We start from the raw sequence: 16,161 nt of genomic DNA, 5'->3' as shown, positions 1-16,161 counted from the left end.
ATCCTTTCCAAACATGGTTAACGAATTGCAAATTTAGGCACCATTAATATCACTCAGGAGATTTAGCTTCCGGCTCTAAAATGCGGAAAAGCCCGGAGGTTTTGGCCTCCGGGCTTCGTTGATGCCGACTTTCTCGCGCCTCGGAAGTCTTAAAAGCAGTCGAGGAAAAGCGCCTTTGTGTTCTCCATCGTCATGGTGACGGGGTTGCCGCCGCAGCTCGGGTCCTCCATCGCCATGGCCGTCAGCTCATCGATTCGGTCCGGCTTGATACCCATGGCCGTGAGATTGTCCGGCACGCCGAGTTCAGAGCGTAGCGACAGGACATAATCGTAGAAGCCGTCGAAGCCGCCGGCGATGCCGAGATAGGCCGCGGCGCGGGCGATCTTCTCCTCGATCGCAGGACGGTTGAAGCGCAGCACCGGCGGCATGACGACCGCGTTGGTCATGCCGTGATGGGTGTTGTAGACCGCCCCGATCGGATGCGACAGCGAATGGATGGCGCCGAGCCCCTTCTGGAAGGCGACGGCGCCCATGGCCGCAGCCGACATCATGTTGGTGCGGGCTTCGAGATCCGCTCCGTCCTTGTAGGCGCGCGGCAGGAATTCCTTGACCAGCCGCATGCCTTCGAGCGCGATCCCGCCGGACATCGGGTGGTAGAAGGGCGACGAATAGGCTTCCAGGCAGTGGGCAAAGGCATCCATGCCGGTGCCGACGGTGATCACCTTGGGCATGCCCATGGTCAGTTCCGGATCGCAGATGACGACGCCCGGCAGCAGTTTCGGATGGAAGATGATCTTCTTCACATGGGTGACGGAATTGGTGAGCACCCCTGCCCGGCCGACTTCCGAACCGGTGCCGGCCGTGGTCGGCACGGCGACGATCGGCGCGATCTTCGAGGCATCGGCGCGGGTCCACCAGTCGCCGATATCCTCGAAATCCCAGACCGGCCGCGTCTGACCGGCCATGAAAGCGATCAGCTTGCCGAGATCGAGGCCCGAGCCGCCGCCGAAGGCGACAACACCGTCGTGATCACCGTCCCTGTAGGCCTTGACGCCGGCTTCGAGGTTGTTCTCATTCGGGTTCGGATCGACATCGGCAAAGATCGCCCGGCCGAGGCCCGCCTCTTCGAGCACGTCGAGCGCATGGCCGGTGATTGCCATCGAGGCCAGTCCCCGGTCGGTGACCAGAAGCGGCTTTTTCAGGCCGAGCGTCCTGCAGGCGTCCGCCAGTTCCTTGATGCGTCCGCGGCCCAGCTTGACGGCGGTCGGATAGCTCCAGTTCGCGACGATATTCATTTCGTGACCTTCTTGAGATGGTAGGATTTCGGGCGGGTCAGGTTATGGAAGCCGAGCACGGAGAGCGAGCCGCCCCGCCCGGTTTCCTTGACACCGGTCCAGACCAGCGCCGGATCGAGATAATCGGCGCGGTTCATGAACACCGTGCCGGTTTCGAGCTGGCTGCCGATCCGGTTGGCGCGATCGACGTCAGGCGTCCACAGCGACACCGTCAAACCGTAGCGACTGTCGTTCATGTAGCCGATCGCCTCGTCGTCACTCTTCACCTTCATGATGCCGACGGCCGGGCCGAACGTCTCCTCGCGCATGATCTCCATGGAATGATCGACATCGACCAGCACCTGCGGCGCCAGATAGGCCCCGCCGTCATCCGCGGGGAAAAGCTTGGGATCGACCAGCGCCCTGGCGCCGCTTGCGACCGCGTCAGCGATCTGCTGGCGCACCACCTTGGCGAAGCGCTTGTTGGCCATCGGCCCGAGCGTGGTTTCCTTGTCGAGCGGATTGCCGAGCTTGTAGTTCGATACCCAGGCGACCGATTTTTCGACGAAGGCGTCGTAGAGCGATTCGTGCACGTAGATGCGCTCGATGCCGCAGCAGCACTGGCCGGAATTGTAGGTCGCGCCATCCATCAGCGTATCGACGGCCGCATCCAGATCGGCATCCTCCATCACATAACCCGGATCCTTGCCTCCGAGTTCGAGGCCTATGCCGGTAAAGGTACCGGCTGCGGCCCGCTCGATCGAACGTCCGCCCTCGACCGAGCCCGTGAAATTGATGAAGTTGAACAGCCCTTCGGAAATCAGCTGGGCCGTCGTCGCGTGGTCGAGGAAGATATTCTGGAAAACATCCTCCGGAACGCCGGCCTCGATGAAGGCGCGCACCATCCGCTCGCCGACGAGCAGCGTCTGGGAAGCGTGCTTGATGACGACCGCATTGCCGGCCATCAGCGCCGGCGCGACCGTGTTGATCGCCGTCATATAGGGATAGTTCCAGGGCGCGATGACAAAGACCACGCCATGCGGCTCCCGTTCGATGCGGCGCTCGAACGAAGCGCTGTCCTCGACTCGCAGCGGAGCAAGCGCATCGGCCGCGATCGACGCGACGTAATTGGAGCGCTCGTTGAACCCCTTGAACTCGCCTCCGTAACGCACCGGCCGGCCCATCATCCAGGCAAGTTCCGGCACTACCTCATCGACCATCTCGTTGAGGCGTGCAACGCCTTTCAGCACAAGCTGGACACGCTCTTCAAGCGGCCGCTTCGCCCATGCCTTCTGCGCATGCCGAGCGCGGCCGACGGCTTCCGCCGCGGCCTCCGGCGACATGGCCGGACGTTCGGCATAGACCGAGCCGTCCACCGGCGAGATACATTGGATCATCGTCATTGATACATACTCCAGAAATTCAACAGGCCCGAAGGCTTAACAGGCAAGGGTGCGAACATGGCCGGCATCGCCATAGGCAAGGATTGCGCGATCACGCGTGACGATTGTCAGGTCATTTTCGCGGGCGGTGGCGATCAGGATGCGGTCCGTGGGGTCGTTGTGGATGGGTTGCGGGAGGAAGGAAGCCTCTATTAAAGCCGATTGGGATATATCCATAATATCAGCACCAATCATCCCGCGCGCGTCGTTAAACCAGGCTGCCGCATTTTTAGCTGTCGGCAACCGACCTTTGCTGACCAACATCCCGATCTCCCATGCCGACATCGGCGAAATAACCAAAGCTCCACTCCGTGCGCGATTCTCGCTGAGAACCATGTTGGCGTCCCGACCGAGCGGAGCACCATTCGCAAGCCAAATGACGGCGCAGGTGTCCAATAGATATCGATCAGTCATCCTCGTAGACTTTACCCCAATCGGGATCGACAGGCGCTGTAAGGTCCAGATCCGGAGGGGTCGTCATCGTACCCTTCATGCAACCGTAGGCGGGATGCAGTTCTATCAGGGTACCGTCATCCTTTTCCATCCAGCGCTTGCCATCCTTGTAGATGATGTCGGCTTCCGTAAACATCTTCACGGGACGTTCGGGCGGCGGCAGCCGGAGCTCATAGGCCGCCTGTTTGCTCTCCGACAAGCCTGCCATCTCGCCACGCCGATGAGCTGCAACCTCATTGAGATCCAGCCCGAGAAAGGCCGAAATCCGGTCCTGCTCTTCCGCGCTCATCTTCCGCTCGCCGTTCAGCATGCGCGAGACCGCGCTGGGATCGAGCTCCATGAAGCGCGCCATATCCCGCAACGAACTGCCTTTTTCAGCCAACTTGTCATAAAACCAGGCGCTGTCGATCGTTCCCATGATCGTCTCCGGATTGCCGTCATCGCAACCATAGCACGATGCGATGACGGCAACAATCGCAACATGGTTGTTGCGATTATCTCAAACTCTCTCGAACCCCCGTGCCACTTCCCAATCCGTCACACGGCGATCGTATTCCTCCTGCTCCCACTGGCCGGCGCGAACATAGTGGTCGATGACATCGTCGCCGAAGGCCGAGCGCAGCAGTTCCGATCCGTTCATCAGGTCGATCGCCTCGCGCAAGGTTTTCGGGATTTCGCGAATGCCCTTGCCGCCATAGGCGTCGCCGACGAAGGCCGGCTCCAGTGCCATCTTCTTCTCGATGCCGTCGATGCCGGCCGCAATCAGTGCCGCCATGGCAAGATAGGGGTTGAGATCGGAACCGCCGACGCGGCATTCGACGCGGATGCCCTTGGTCGCCTCGCCGCAGAGGCGATAGCCGGCGGTGCGGTTGTCCTTCGACCAGACGGCCTTGGTCGGCGCGAACGTGCCGGCCATGAAGCGCTTGTAGGAATTGATGTAGGGGGCCAGGAAATAGGTGATCTCGCCCGCGTGGGCGAGCAGCCCGGCAATATAATGTCTCATCAGGTCCGACATGCCGTGCTCGCCGTCCTTGTCGAAGAACAGCGGCTTGCTTCCGTCGGCGCTCCACAGCGACTGGTGGATGTGCGACGAGCTGCCGGCGGCCGAGTAATTCCACTTGGCGAGGAAGGTGATCGCCTTGCCCTTGCCCCAGGCGATCTCCTTGCACGCATTCTTGATGATCACGTGCCGGTCGGCCATGGTCAGCGCATCGGCATAACGGACGTTGATTTCCTCCTGGCCGGCCGAAGCCTCGCCCTTGGAATTCTCGACCGGAATGCCGGCCCCCTGCAGCCCGGTGCGGATCGCCCGCATCACCTCTTCTTCCTTGGTGGTCTGGAAGATGTGGTAGTCCTCGTTATAACCGCTCGCGAGCTTGAGATTGCGATAGCCGCTTTCGCGGGCCTGGTCATAAGTCTGGTCGAACAGGAAGAATTCGAGTTCGGTCGCCATGAAGGCGGACATGCCCATGTCGGCGAGCCGCTGGACCTGTCTTTTGAGGATGGCCCGCGGCGAATGCGGCACCTCTTCATGGGTGTGATGGTCGAGCACGTCGCAAAGCACCAGCGCCGTGCCTTCGAGCCAGGGCAGTTTCCTGAGCGTCGCAAGATCCGGCTTCATCGTATAGTCGCCGTAGCCCTGCTCCCAGCTCGTCGCCTTGTAGCCGGAGATGGTTTCCATCTCGATATCGGTGGCGAGCAGATAGTTGCAGCTATGGGTTTCCTTATAGGCGCTCTCGACGAAATATTCCGCCTGGAACCGCTTGCCCATCAGGCGGCCCTGCATGTCCACCTGAGCGGCGATGATCGTATCGATGCGGCCGTCGGCGACATCGCGTTTCAGATCGTCGAAGGAGTAAATCGGGGTCATGCCTCACATCCGTTTCAAAAGGGTGAACCGCCACAACCTTCCAAGTGTCGTGGCGGCGGGATCATAGGGGCGTCAGCCCGGTTGCGCTTATTTCTCTCCGACAGCCGCTTCCGCAGCAGCGATCTCGGCCTGCCGCTTGGCGATGGCCTCGCCGATCGGTGGTCCCATGAAGCGCCGGTTCTCGAAGGCGAACCAGACGATTCCGGTCAGCACCAGGAAGCCGACGGTGATTTCGAGCGCCCAGTCGTTCGGCGGCTGGATGCCGATGAAGAAGATGACGATCATCGAGATGATCACCAGGACGGCGACCAGCCTGTAGGCCGGAATACCCATGTTCCAGGGTCCCATGTTCGGCCATTTCGCTGTGCCGATCGTGAACAGCCCGAGCGCGATCGGCAGGGCGAAGGACAGGAACAGGAAGATGACCGTGCAGGACACGACGATCGAATAGGCCGGCGTGCCGGCAATGGTGATCGCCGAGGTGAACCAGACGAACAGGACGGCGAGAATGGAGCCGGTCCAGATCGCCGCGACGGGCGTACGGTATTTTGGGCTGACCTTGGCGAGCACCGACGACGCAGGCAGGCCCTTGTCGCGCGAGAAGGCGAAGATCATCCGCGATACCGACGTGACGGTAGCCAGGCCGCAAAGCAGCTGCGAAATGAAGATCAGGAAATACAGGATGCTTTTCACGGCCGGGTTCATCTGCGCGTCCATCGCCCAGAAAAACACGTTCCAGCCCTGCTTGGCCGCATCGTCCATGTTGGGGATCATCAGTACGAAGGCGCACAGCATGATGTAGCCGAACACCGCGGACCACACGACGGCCGAGACCATGCCGCGCGGGACGGATACGGCCGCCTTGACGGTTTCCTCGGATGTATGGGCCGAGGCGTCATAGCCGGTGATCGTATAGATCGGCAGGAGCAGGCCGAGAAGGAATGCCATCACGCCGGAAACGCTATTCGGCCAGACGAGCGCCGCCCCCTCCGTGCCGGTATAGTTGGCGAAGGTGAAGAGCCGCGCGAAATCGAAGCCGGGGGCCGCGATAAGGCATGCGATCGTCAGCAGGATCGCAGTCACGAAGATCAGATAGCCGGAAAAGTCGGTGAGTTTCGCCGTCAGACCTATGCCGAAATGGTTGATGCCGGCCTGCAGCCCGGTGATGATGGCAACGAATACCACGCGGTGTGTCAGCGTATCCTCGATGCCGAAAGTCGGCCCGAAGGCGCCGAAGAAGAAATAGAACGTTCCGACATTGATGGCGCCGAGCACGGTGACGAGGCCGAGCAGGTTGAGCCAGGCGGAAAGCCAGCCGGTAAAGCGGTTGCCGAGGATCGATCCCCAGTGATAGAGGCCGCCCGCCGTCGGATAGGCCGAGCCGATCTGTGCGAGCCCGAGCGCGAAGATGCCGGAAATCAGGCAGCCGAGCGGCCAGCCGATGCCGATCGCCGCGCCGCCGGCGCCGGCAGTCGCCTGACCCAGCGAGTTGATGCCGCCGGAGAGAATGCAAATGATGGAAAATGAAATAGCAAAGTTCGAAAACGAGCTCATGCGGCGCTCGAGTTCCTGCGCATAGCCCATGGAATGCAGGATATGAACGTCCTGCTTTTTATCGCCTTCGGTATAATCGGACATGACTTCCCCCTGTTGGCAGAAAGACCGCGCCATCGCGGCCATCCGGTTTGTCCTTCCCGCGGAGATCCGCCGCGGGCATGCGAGCTGCTGCTCCCCGGGTCTTATCCTTGGATGTCTGCGAGGCTTTCCCGCAGCAATCCTGTCAAGAAATCGGCCACGACCCCCTGGCCGGTTTCGTCTGTTATGAGATCGTTCCTGATTTCGATCATGACATTGAGAAGTCCCGCCGGCAGGGCGTGGACTTCCAGCGTATGCGTCACCCCGTCCGCCGGCCCGTAAGGCTCGTTGCGCTCGACGCGGTAGAGATGCGTGTCGGATGCGGCCTCCAGCATCCGGTCGGCCAGCCGGCTGTCGGTATCGTGAAGCACGCCGATCTCGACGGGGCGCTCTTTGCCGAAATAGACCGGCGTGAAGCTGTGAATGGTGACGAAGACGGTTGCCTGCCCCCTCGCCCGCCTTGCTGCGATCTCCTCGCGGATACGGCCGTGGAAGGGCAGGTAAAGCGCCGCCGTCCGGTCGGATTTCTCCGCCTCGGACAGGTTCTCGTTGCCGGGGATCCGGAAGACTTCCGACACCTCGCGGATCGCGGCAGGCGATTCCGGCGGCCGGTTGCAGTCGTAGATGAGACGCGAAAACCGCTGGTGGATCAGCGTCGCGCCAAGGCTCTTCGACATCAGCCGGGAGACTGCAAGCGCTCCCGGATCCCAGGCGATATGCGAGGCGAGCGCATCCTTGGAAAGCCCGAGATCGCCGTAGCGTTCCGGCAGGCGCCGCGAGGCGTGTTCGCAGACGAGAAGCACCTCTCCACGGCCCTCGGCATTGTCCACGGCCACGGGCTCGCCATCCGCTTCCGTGAAGAATTCCGACTGGACCAGCATCAACGCGTTCCGGAAAAATCGTTTAAATTGGACTAAGAAGAGAATTCTTCACTTTTTGGCTATCGTCAACGTGATTCTGAAAATTTCTCTTCAAAAGCACCGTTGACTTCTCATCGGAAACGATTGTTAATCCCCTCTACAAACCGGCGAAGACCGGAGGGAACAGCTTTCGTGCCACCAACTGCACGCACCGTATCGGATGTCATTCGTGTTCGTTACGACAGCCTGACGCGCGCGGAAAAACAGTTGGCGGACAGCTTATTGGAGAACTATCCGGTGTCGGGGCTCGGCAGCATCACTGTGATCGCGGAGAACGCTGGGGTTTCGACGCCGACGGTTGCGCGCATGGTGCAGAAGCTCGGCTACAGGGGCTATCCGGAATTCCAGTCGCATCTCCACCAGGAACTCGAGGCGACGATCTCCAACCCGATCGCCAAGCACGACCGCTGGGCCTCCAATGCGCCGGGCACACATATCCTCAACCGCTTCGCCGACGCCATCACCGCCAATCTGCGCGATACGCTTTCGGATCTCGACACCACGACTTTCGAGGGTGCGGCTGCACTTCTGCGTGATCGCAACCGGGGCATCTATTTCGTCGGCGGCCGTATCACCGGGGCGCTGGCCGAGTATTTCTTCACCCATATGCAGGTCATCCGACCGAAAACGACCCTGATCTCCACCAATTCCAGTTCCTGGCCGCAGCATGTGCTGAACATGAGCGCCGGCGACGTGCTGGTGATCTTCGATATCCGCCGCTACGAGCAGGAGATGGCGACGCTGGCAGAGGCCGCACGGGCCAACGGCGTCGTCATCGTCTTGCTGACCGACGTCTGGGCCTCGCCCGTCGCCAAGCACGCGCAGCATACGTTCAAGGTGCGGATCGAGGCACCCTCGGCTTGGGACAGCTCCGTCATCACCCTGTTCGTCGTCGAGGCGCTGATCGAGGCGGTGCAGAGCGCAACCTGGGAGGAAACCCGCGAACGAATGAACTCTCTGGAAGGCCTGTTCGAGCGGACGATGCTGTTCCGCCGGCCGGGCCGCCAGGGCCGTCCCGACTGACCGTCGGGGTCAAGAAATATGCCGGTAATTCCGGGGGCTTATGAGCAACCGCTCATCCTCCGGCCTGTCATATACGATACATGAACTGGCTCTACGAGTCGCGCCGAAACGATCCAGACCACACGACCTGAACCCTTAGGAGGATACCGTGCTCAACAAGACCCAACGTCTTCTTTCCCTGACGACCGCGATCGTCGTCGCTTCGACCGCCATCGCCGCCGCCGAGCCGAGTGCCGAGCTGATCGCGGCCGCCAAGAAGGAAGGCACGCTGACCACGATCGCACTGCCCCATAGCTGGTGCGGCTACGGCGACGTCATCGCCGGCTTCAAGGCGAAGTACGGCCTCGAAGTCAACGAACTGAACCCGGATGCCGGTTCGGGCGACGAAATCGAAGCTATCAAGGCCAACAAGGGCAACAAGGGCCCGCAGGCTCCCGACGTCATCGACGTCGGCCTCTCCTTCGGCCCGTCCGCCAAGACCGAAGGCCTGATCCAGCCCTACAAGGTCTCCACCTGGGATTCGATCCCGGCCGACGCCAAGGATGCCGACGGCTACTGGTACGGCGACTATTACGGCGTTCTGGCCTTCCTGGTGAACAAGGACCTCGTCAAGACCTCTCCGAAGGACTGGCCGGACCTCCTGAAGTCCGACTACGCCAATGCCGTCGCGCTCGCCGGCGATCCGCGCAGCGCCAACCAGGCCGTTCAGGGCGTGTACGCTGCCGGCCTCTCCGGCGCCAAGGGCGACTCCGCCAAGGCCGGCGACGAAGGCCTGAAGTTCTTTGCGGAACTCAACAAGAAGGGCAATTTCGTTCCGGTCACCGGCAAGGCCGCCCCGTTCGCGCAGGGCACCACGCCGATCATCGTCGCCTGGGACTATAACGCGCTGTCCTGGGGCGAAAGCCTGAAGGGCAACCCGCCCTTCGAGGTCGTGGTTCCGGCAAGCGGCGTCGTTGCGGGCGTCTACGTCCAGGCGATCTCCGCCTTCGCTCCGCATCCGAACGCGGCGAAGCTGTGGATGGAATACCTCTATTCCGACGAAGGTCAGCTCGGCTGGCTGAAGGGATATTGCCACCCGATCCGCTTCAACGATCTTGCCAAGAACAACAAGATCCCGAAGAACCTGCTCGACGCCCTGCCCCCGGCAGCAGCCTATGAGAAGGCCGTTTTCCCGACGCTCGCCCAGCAGGCCGCCGCCAAGGAAACCATCACCAAGAAATGGGATAGCGTGGTCGGCGCCAACGTCGCAAAGTAATCGGAACAAGACTGACCTCCCGCGCCACCCGGCGCGGGAGTTTTCCCGTTTTTCCTGGATGGCCAGCATTCATGACCACCGCTTCCACGTCATTCATCGACCGCCGGACAGTCATCGACTGGCTCGGCATCGTGCCGTTCATGGTATTCGCGCTCGCCTTCCTGATTGTTCCGACGCTCTATCTGATCGTCGGCGCCTTCTTCAATCCGGCCGGCGAATTCACCTTTCAGAATATTGTCGACCTCTTTTCGCCGTCCATCCTCGGCGCCTACTGGATCAGTATCCGGGTATCCGTCGCGTCTGCGCTCGGCGGCGGATTGATCGGCTTCTTCCTCGCCTGGGCGGTCGTGCTCGGCGGCGTGCCGTCTTGGATCCGCTCCAGCCTGCTGACTTTTTCGGGCGTCGCCTCGAATTTCGCCGGCGTGCCGCTCGCCTTCGCCTTTCTGGCGACGCTCGGCCGGACCGGGCTCGTCACCGTCTTGATGCGTGACTGGCTGGGCTTCAATCTCTATTCGACCGGCTTCAATCTCCTGTCGTTCTTCGGCCTGACAATCACCTACATGTTCTTCCAGATCCCGCTGATGGTGCTGATCCTCACCCCCGCGCTGGACGGATTGAAAAAGGAATGGCGCGAGGCATCCGAAATCCTCGGCGCATCCAGCTGGCAATATTGGCGCATGGTGGTGCTGCCGATCCTCTGGCCGAGCCTGATGGGCGCCACGCTTCTCCTTTTCGCCAACGCCTTCGGCGCAATCGCGACCGCCTTTGCGCTGACCGGTGCCTCTCTCAACATCGTACCGATCCTGCTCTACGCCCAGATCCGCGGCGACGTGCTGCACAATCCGAACCTCGGCTACGCCCTGGCTCTCGGCATGATCGTCATCACCGGCATTTCCAACATCCTCTATATCTGGCTGCGCACCCGCGCCGAACGGTGGCAGAAATGAAGGCGCACAAGATCTTTGCCTGGCTCGCGATCGCCATCGGCGCGATTTATTTCTTCGTACCCCTGATCGGCACGTTCGAGTTCTCGTTGCGCATGCGGCGCGGTATCTATTCCTTCGACGCCTACCAGTCGGTCTTCACCGACGCGCAGTTCCGCGCGACCTTCGGCTTCTCCATGCTGATGGCGCTGGTGACGATCATCGTCGGCATGCTGCTCATCGTGCCGACGGCCTATTGGGTGCGGCTGCGCCTGCCGCAGATGCGGCAGGTCGTCGAGTTCATCACGCTGCTGCCGCTCGTCATCCCGGCGATCGTCATCGTGTTCGGCTACCTGCGCCTCTACAATTCCTCGTCCTGGATCCCGTTCACGGGCTCGACGCAGGGCACGAACGTCCTGCTGACATTCTCCTACGTGACGCTGGCGCTCCCCTACATGTACCGTTCGGTCGACACGGCGATGCGCACCATCGATGTGCGGACGCTGACGGAGGCCGCGGAAATCCTCGGCGCCAAGTGGCCGACGATCATGTTCCGCTGCATTTTCCCGAACGTCATGTCGGGCGTGCTCTCTGGCGCCTTCATCACGTTTGCGATCGTCATGGGCGAATTCACCATGGCGGCCCTTCTCAACCGTCCGGCCTTCGGACCCTATCTCCAGCTCGTCGGCGCCAACAAGGCCTATGAGCCTTCGGCGCTGGCCGTCATCGCGTTCGCGATCACCTGGCTGTCGATGGGTCTGATCCAGCTCGTTTCCCGCTTCAGCAAATTGACGCCGTCCAGGCCTTAAGGATTTTCGATAATGTCATTCCTCGTGCTCGACAGCCTCAAGAAGAGTTTCGGACAGACCCAGGTCGTCAAGGACTTCAACATGTCCATCGAGAAGGGCGAATTCGTCTCCTTTCTCGGACCGTCGGGTTGCGGCAAGACGACCGTGCTGCGCATGATCGCAGGCTTCGAAGCCCCAAGCGATGGCGCGATCTCGATCAACGGCCGGAATCAGAACACGCTGAAGACCAACCAGCGCAACATCGGCATGGTTTTCCAGGCCTATGCGCTGTTTCCGAACATGAACGTCTTCGACAACGTCGCCTTCGGCTTGAAGGTGGCGGGCAAGTCCAAGCCGGAGATCGAAACGCGCGTCAAGGAAATGCTGAATCTGATCGGCCTCGACCATCTGGCCGACCGTTATCCCTACCAGATGTCCGGCGGCCAGCAGCAGCGCGTGGCACTCGCCCGCGCGCTTGCGCCGAAACCGCAGGTCCTGCTGCTCGACGAGCCGCTGTCGGCGCTCGATGCCAAGATCCGCGTCTCGCTGCGCGAGGAAATCCGCCAGATCCAGCGCCAGCTCGGCATCACCACCGTCTTCGTCACCCATGACCAGGAAGAGGCGCTGTCGATCTCCGACCGCATCGTGGTGATGAATGCCGGCCGCGCCGACCAGATCGGCACGCCGTCGGAAATCTACAACCGCCCGACCACCCGCTTCGTCGCCTCCTTCGTCGGCACGCTCAACATCATCGAGGCGACCGTCATCGATCCGGCCGCTAACACCGTCAAGGTCGGCGAAAACACCATCAGGCTGCGGGAATCGATCGGCGCGCTGAAGGGCGGTGACAAGCTGTCGATCGCACTGCGTCCGGAAGCGGGCTCGCTCCTGGAAAATGCCAAGGGTGACACCTCGCTGACCGGCCAGGTGATCTCCTCGCATTTCCTCGGCTCGGTCATCCGCACCAAGCTCGAAGTCGGCGGAAACCAGATTTCCTTCGACATGTTCAATTCGCCGGATGCCGTCCTGCCGCAGCCGGGTGAAACCCTGACGCTGCGCTTCAACGCCCACGATTTCCTGATCGTCCGCGACTGATCGGAAGTCTTCTGCAAATCAGGGGCTGATGGCCCATAAGCAAAAACGGCATCCTCGTGGATGCCGTTTTTGCGTTGAGGATCTCACGCCGCGTCGTCTACCGCATCCTGGGCGGACGTCGGCACGTAGTTGAGGACCGGGCCGAGCCAGCGCTCGATCTCCTCGATCGACATGCCCTTGCGCTTGGCATAGTCCTCGACCTGGTCGCGCTCGACCTTCGCCACCCCGAAATAGTACGAGGCCGGATGGCCGATATAGAGGCCGGAGACCGATGAACCGGGCCACATCGCATAGCTTTCCGTCAGGATGACGCCGGTCGCCTCTTCCGCATCGAGCAGCCGGAACAGCGTCGCCTTTTCCGTATGGTCGGGCTGGGCCGGATAACCGGGCGCCGGGCGGATACCGCCATAACCCTCGGTGATCAGCTCTTCCGTGGAGAAATTCTCGTCCGGCGCATAGCCCCAGAATTCCTTGCGGACCCGCTCGTGCATGCATTCAGCGAAGGCCTCGGCGAAACGGTCGGCCAGCGCCTTGACGAGGATCGACGAGTAATCGTCGTTCGCCCGTTCGAAACGTTCGGCGATCGCCACTTCCTCGATGCCGGCCGTGACCACGAAACCGCCGACATAGTCGTCGAGACCGGTCGCGACCGGTGCGACGAAATCCGACAGCGCCACGTTCGGGCGGCCATCCCGCTTCGAAAGCTGCTGGCGCAGCGTGAAGAAGGTCGCCAGTTCCTCGTTGCGGCTCTCATCCGTATAGACGCGGATATCGTCGCCGACGGCATTGGCTGGCCAGAAGCCGATCACTGCCCGCGGCCGGAACCATTTTTCCGCAATGATCTTGTCGAGCATCGCCTGGGCGTCCGCATAAAGTTGGCGTGCCGCCTCGCCCTGTTTCTCGTCGTCGAGGATGGCCGGGAAACGCCCCTTCAATTCCCAGGTCTGGAAGAACGGCGTCCAGTCGATATATTTCGCCAGTTCCGCCAGGTCATAGGTCTCGAACACCTTCGTGCCGGTGAACTGCGGCTTCTTGGGCTGATAGGACGACCAGTCGACCTTCTCGGCATTGTCGCGAGCGCGGCCGATCGGCAGGCGGGTCTTTTCCGCTTCCGAGCGGGCATGGGCCGCCGCCACCTTGGCATATTCCGCCTGCACCGTGCTGATATAGCTCGGCTTTCCGTCTTCGGACAGAAGCGCTGACACGACGCCGACCGCGCGGCTGGCATCGGTCACGTAGATGGCCTGGCCGCGATCATAACGCGGATGGATCTTGACCGCCGTGTGGACGCGGCTGGTCGTCGCCCCGCCGATCAGCAGCGGAATATCGAAACCCTGGCGCTCCATCTCGGACGCCACATGCACCATCTCGTCGAGCGACGGAGTGATCAGGCCGGAAAGCCCGATGATGTCGACCTTCTCGGCAATCGCCGTTTCCAGGATCTTGGTCGCCGGCACCATCACCCCGAGATCGATGATCTCGTAATTGTTGCAGGCGAGCACGACCCCGACGATGTTCTTGCCGATATCGTGGACATCGCCCTTGACGGTCGCCATCAGCACCTTGCCGGCGGACTTCTTCTGGTCCCCGCCGTTCAGGCGCTTTTCCTCTTCCATGTAGGGCAGAAGCACGGCCACGGCCTGCTTCATCACGCGGGCGGATTTCACCACCTGCGGCAGGAACATTTTTCCGGAACCGAACAGGTCGCCGACCACGTTCATGCCGGCCATCAGCGGACCTTCGATCACATGCAGAGGCCGTTCCGCATTCTGGCGTGCCTCTTCCGTGTCAATGTCGATGAACTCGTTGATGCCGTTGACCAGCGCATGCGAGAGGCGCTTTTCGACCGGCCATTCGCGCCAGGCAAGATCCTTCTCCTTGGCTTCCTTCGATCCTGTGCCGCGATAGCGCTCGGCAATGTCGAGCATCCGTTCCGTCGCATCGTCGCGGCGGTTGAGCACGACGTCTTCGCAGGCTTCGCGCAGTTCCGGATCGATGTTTTCGTAGATCGCCAGCTGGCCGGCATTGACAATGCCCATGTCCATGCCCGCCTGGATGGCGTGGTAGAGGAACACCGCATGCATCGCCTCGCGCACCGGCTCGTTGCCGCGGAACGAGAAGGACAGGTTCGAGACACCGCCCGAGACATGCACCAGCGGCATGCGCTCGCGGATCGTCTTCGTCGCCTGGATGAAGGCGAGCCCGTAGCCGTTATGCTCCTCGATACCCGTCGCGACCGCAAAGATGTTCGGGTCGAAGATGATGTCTTCCGGCGGGAAATCCGCCTCTTCGGTCAGGAGCTTGTAGGCGCGTTCGCAGATTGCCACCTTGCGCTCGTAGGTATCGGCCTGGCCCTGCTCGTCGAAGGCCATGACCACGACGGCAGCACCATAATTGCGCAGCAGCTTGGCCTGGGCGATGAACTTCTCCTCGCCCTCCTTCATGGAGATCGAGTTGACGACCGGCTTGCCTTGCACGCATTTCAGGCCTGCTTCCATGATTTCGAACTTCGACGAGTCGAGCATGATCGGCACCCGGGCGATATCCGGCTCGGCGGCGATCAGGTTGACGAATTCGACCATCGCCCGCTGCGAGTCGATCAGGCCTTCGTCCATGTTGATGTCGATCACCGAAGCGCCATTTTCCACCTGGTCGCGGGCGATCGCGAGTGCTGCGGTAAAATCGCCAGCGGTGATCAGCTTGCGGAATTTCGCCGAGCCGGTGACGTTGGTGCGCTCGCCGACATTGACGAACGGCACGTCCTTGGTGAATTCGAAGGGCTCCAGGCCCGCAAGCGACATGAACGGCCGGTGTTCCGGCACTTCGCGCGGCTTGTACGGCGCAACCGCTTCGGCAATCGCGCGGATATGGTCCGGCGTCGATCCGCAGCAGCCGCCGACGACGTTGACGAGGCCTTCCTCGGCAAAGCCTTTGATCTGGCGGGCCATGTCCTCCGGCGATTCGTCGTAACCGCCGAACGAGTTCGGCAGGCCGGCATTCGGATAGGCGGAGATGAACGTGTCGGCGACGCCCGAAAGCTCCTGCAGATGCGGCCGCATCGCATCGGCGCCGAGCGCGCAGTTCAGCCCGACGGTGAAGGGCTTCGAGTGACGGATGGAGGACCAGAAGGCCGAGGGCGTCTGGCCGGACAGCGTGCGGCCGGAAAGGTCGGTGATCGTGCCGGAAATCATCACCGGCAGCCGGATGCCCTTTGCCTCGAAACGCTCCGCACAGGCGAAGATCGCCGCCTTGGCGTTCAGCGTATCGAAGATCGTCTCGATCAGGATGATGTCGGCGCCGCCGTCGATCAGGCCGTCGAGCTGTTCGCCATAGGCGATGCGGAGGTCGTCGAATGTCACCGCCCGGTAACCGGGATTGTTGACGTCCGGCGAAATGGAGGCCGTGCGGTTGGTCGGGCCGATGGCGCCAGCGACGAACCGGCGGCGGCCGTCTTCCTTCTGCGCCCGGAATGCCGCGCGCTTC

13 protein-coding genes are annotated in these 16,161 nt (G+C 61.7%); 5 read left to right on the top strand and 8 right to left on the bottom strand.

All coding sequences use genetic code 11. The features are described 5' to 3' along the window. Positions 1–149: 149 nt before the first annotated feature. From PMI07_RS25845 to PMI07_RS25815, 7 genes are all read right to left on the bottom strand, one after another. On the bottom strand, positions 150–1,295 hold the full coding sequence (locus PMI07_RS25845) for an iron-containing alcohol dehydrogenase (protein WP_007764541.1): 1,146 nt from the start codon (positions 1,293–1,295) through the stop codon (positions 150–152). Further along, positions 1,292–2,677: an aldehyde dehydrogenase family protein gene (locus tag PMI07_RS25840; RefSeq protein WP_007764544.1), complete on the bottom strand. Its 1,386-nt coding sequence runs from the start codon at positions 2,675–2,677 to the stop codon at positions 1,292–1,294. The genes PMI07_RS25845 and PMI07_RS25840 overlap by 4 nt, the downstream gene beginning before the upstream one ends. A gap of 36 nt (positions 2,678–2,713) precedes the next feature. Continuing rightward, the gene (locus PMI07_RS25835) at positions 2,714–3,130 is read right to left on the bottom strand and encodes a type II toxin-antitoxin system VapC family toxin (RefSeq protein WP_037088415.1); all 417 of its coding nucleotides are present in this window, start codon (positions 3,128–3,130) and stop codon (positions 2,714–2,716) included. After that, positions 3,123–3,587 carry a helix-turn-helix transcriptional regulator gene (locus tag PMI07_RS25830; RefSeq protein WP_007764567.1) on the bottom strand — a complete coding sequence of 155 codons (465 nt, stop codon included), beginning with the start codon at positions 3,585–3,587 and terminating at the stop codon, positions 3,123–3,125. The genes PMI07_RS25835 and PMI07_RS25830 overlap by 8 nt, the downstream gene beginning before the upstream one ends. Positions 3,588–3,668: 81 nt before the next feature. Then, positions 3,669–5,039 (bottom strand): glutamine synthetase family protein, encoded by a 1,371-nt coding sequence (locus tag PMI07_RS25825; protein ID WP_007764570.1) that lies wholly within the window; start codon positions 5,037–5,039, stop codon positions 3,669–3,671. 87 nt (positions 5,040–5,126) lie between these two features. Continuing rightward, entirely contained in the window at positions 5,127–6,677 is a 1,551-nt protein-coding gene (locus tag PMI07_RS25820; RefSeq protein ID WP_037088452.1) for an amino acid permease, read from the bottom strand. A 101-nt stretch (positions 6,678–6,778) separates the two neighbouring features. Further along, positions 6,779–7,555, bottom strand: coding sequence for an N-formylglutamate amidohydrolase (locus PMI07_RS25815; protein ID WP_007764575.1), 777 nt, complete (start codon positions 7,553–7,555; stop codon positions 6,779–6,781). 171 nt (positions 7,556–7,726) lie between these two features. Here PMI07_RS25815 and PMI07_RS25810 point away from each other — a divergent pair, with 171 nt between their 5' ends. From PMI07_RS25810 to PMI07_RS25790, 5 genes are all read left to right on the top strand, one after another. Next, positions 7,727–8,617, top strand: coding sequence for a MurR/RpiR family transcriptional regulator (locus PMI07_RS25810; protein WP_007764576.1), 891 nt, complete (start codon positions 7,727–7,729; stop codon positions 8,615–8,617). A gap of 148 nt (positions 8,618–8,765) precedes the next feature. Beyond that, positions 8,766–9,872 carry an ABC transporter substrate-binding protein gene (locus PMI07_RS25805; protein ID WP_007764577.1) on the top strand — a complete coding sequence of 369 codons (1,107 nt, stop codon included), beginning with the start codon at positions 8,766–8,768 and terminating at the stop codon, positions 9,870–9,872. A gap of 71 nt (positions 9,873–9,943) precedes the next feature. Next, the gene (locus PMI07_RS25800; protein WP_007764578.1) at positions 9,944–10,819 is read left to right on the top strand and encodes an ABC transporter permease subunit; all 876 of its coding nucleotides are present in this window, start codon (positions 9,944–9,946) and stop codon (positions 10,817–10,819) included. Continuing rightward, positions 10,816–11,604, top strand: a complete 789-nt coding sequence (locus PMI07_RS25795) for an ABC transporter permease (RefSeq protein ID WP_024164161.1) — start codon at positions 10,816–10,818, stop codon at positions 11,602–11,604. The genes PMI07_RS25800 and PMI07_RS25795 overlap by 4 nt, the downstream gene beginning before the upstream one ends. Before the next feature lie 12 nt (positions 11,605–11,616). After that, on the top strand, positions 11,617–12,678 hold the full coding sequence (locus PMI07_RS25790; RefSeq protein WP_007770444.1) for an ABC transporter ATP-binding protein: 1,062 nt from the start codon (positions 11,617–11,619) through the stop codon (positions 12,676–12,678). Between the two features lie 83 nt (positions 12,679–12,761). Here PMI07_RS25790 and metH read toward each other — a convergent pair. Then, positions 12,762–16,161 (bottom strand): methionine synthase (gene metH, locus PMI07_RS25785; RefSeq protein ID WP_024164160.1); only part of this gene is annotated, 3,400 nt, incomplete at its 5' end.

Origin of the sequence: Rhizobium sp. CF080, from assembly GCF_000282095.2 — a bacterium.
Lineage (GTDB): Bacteria > Pseudomonadota > Alphaproteobacteria > Rhizobiales > Rhizobiaceae > Neorhizobium.
The sequence above is the reverse complement of the archived record's forward strand: the minus strand, read 5'-3'. Positions and strand labels throughout refer to the sequence as shown.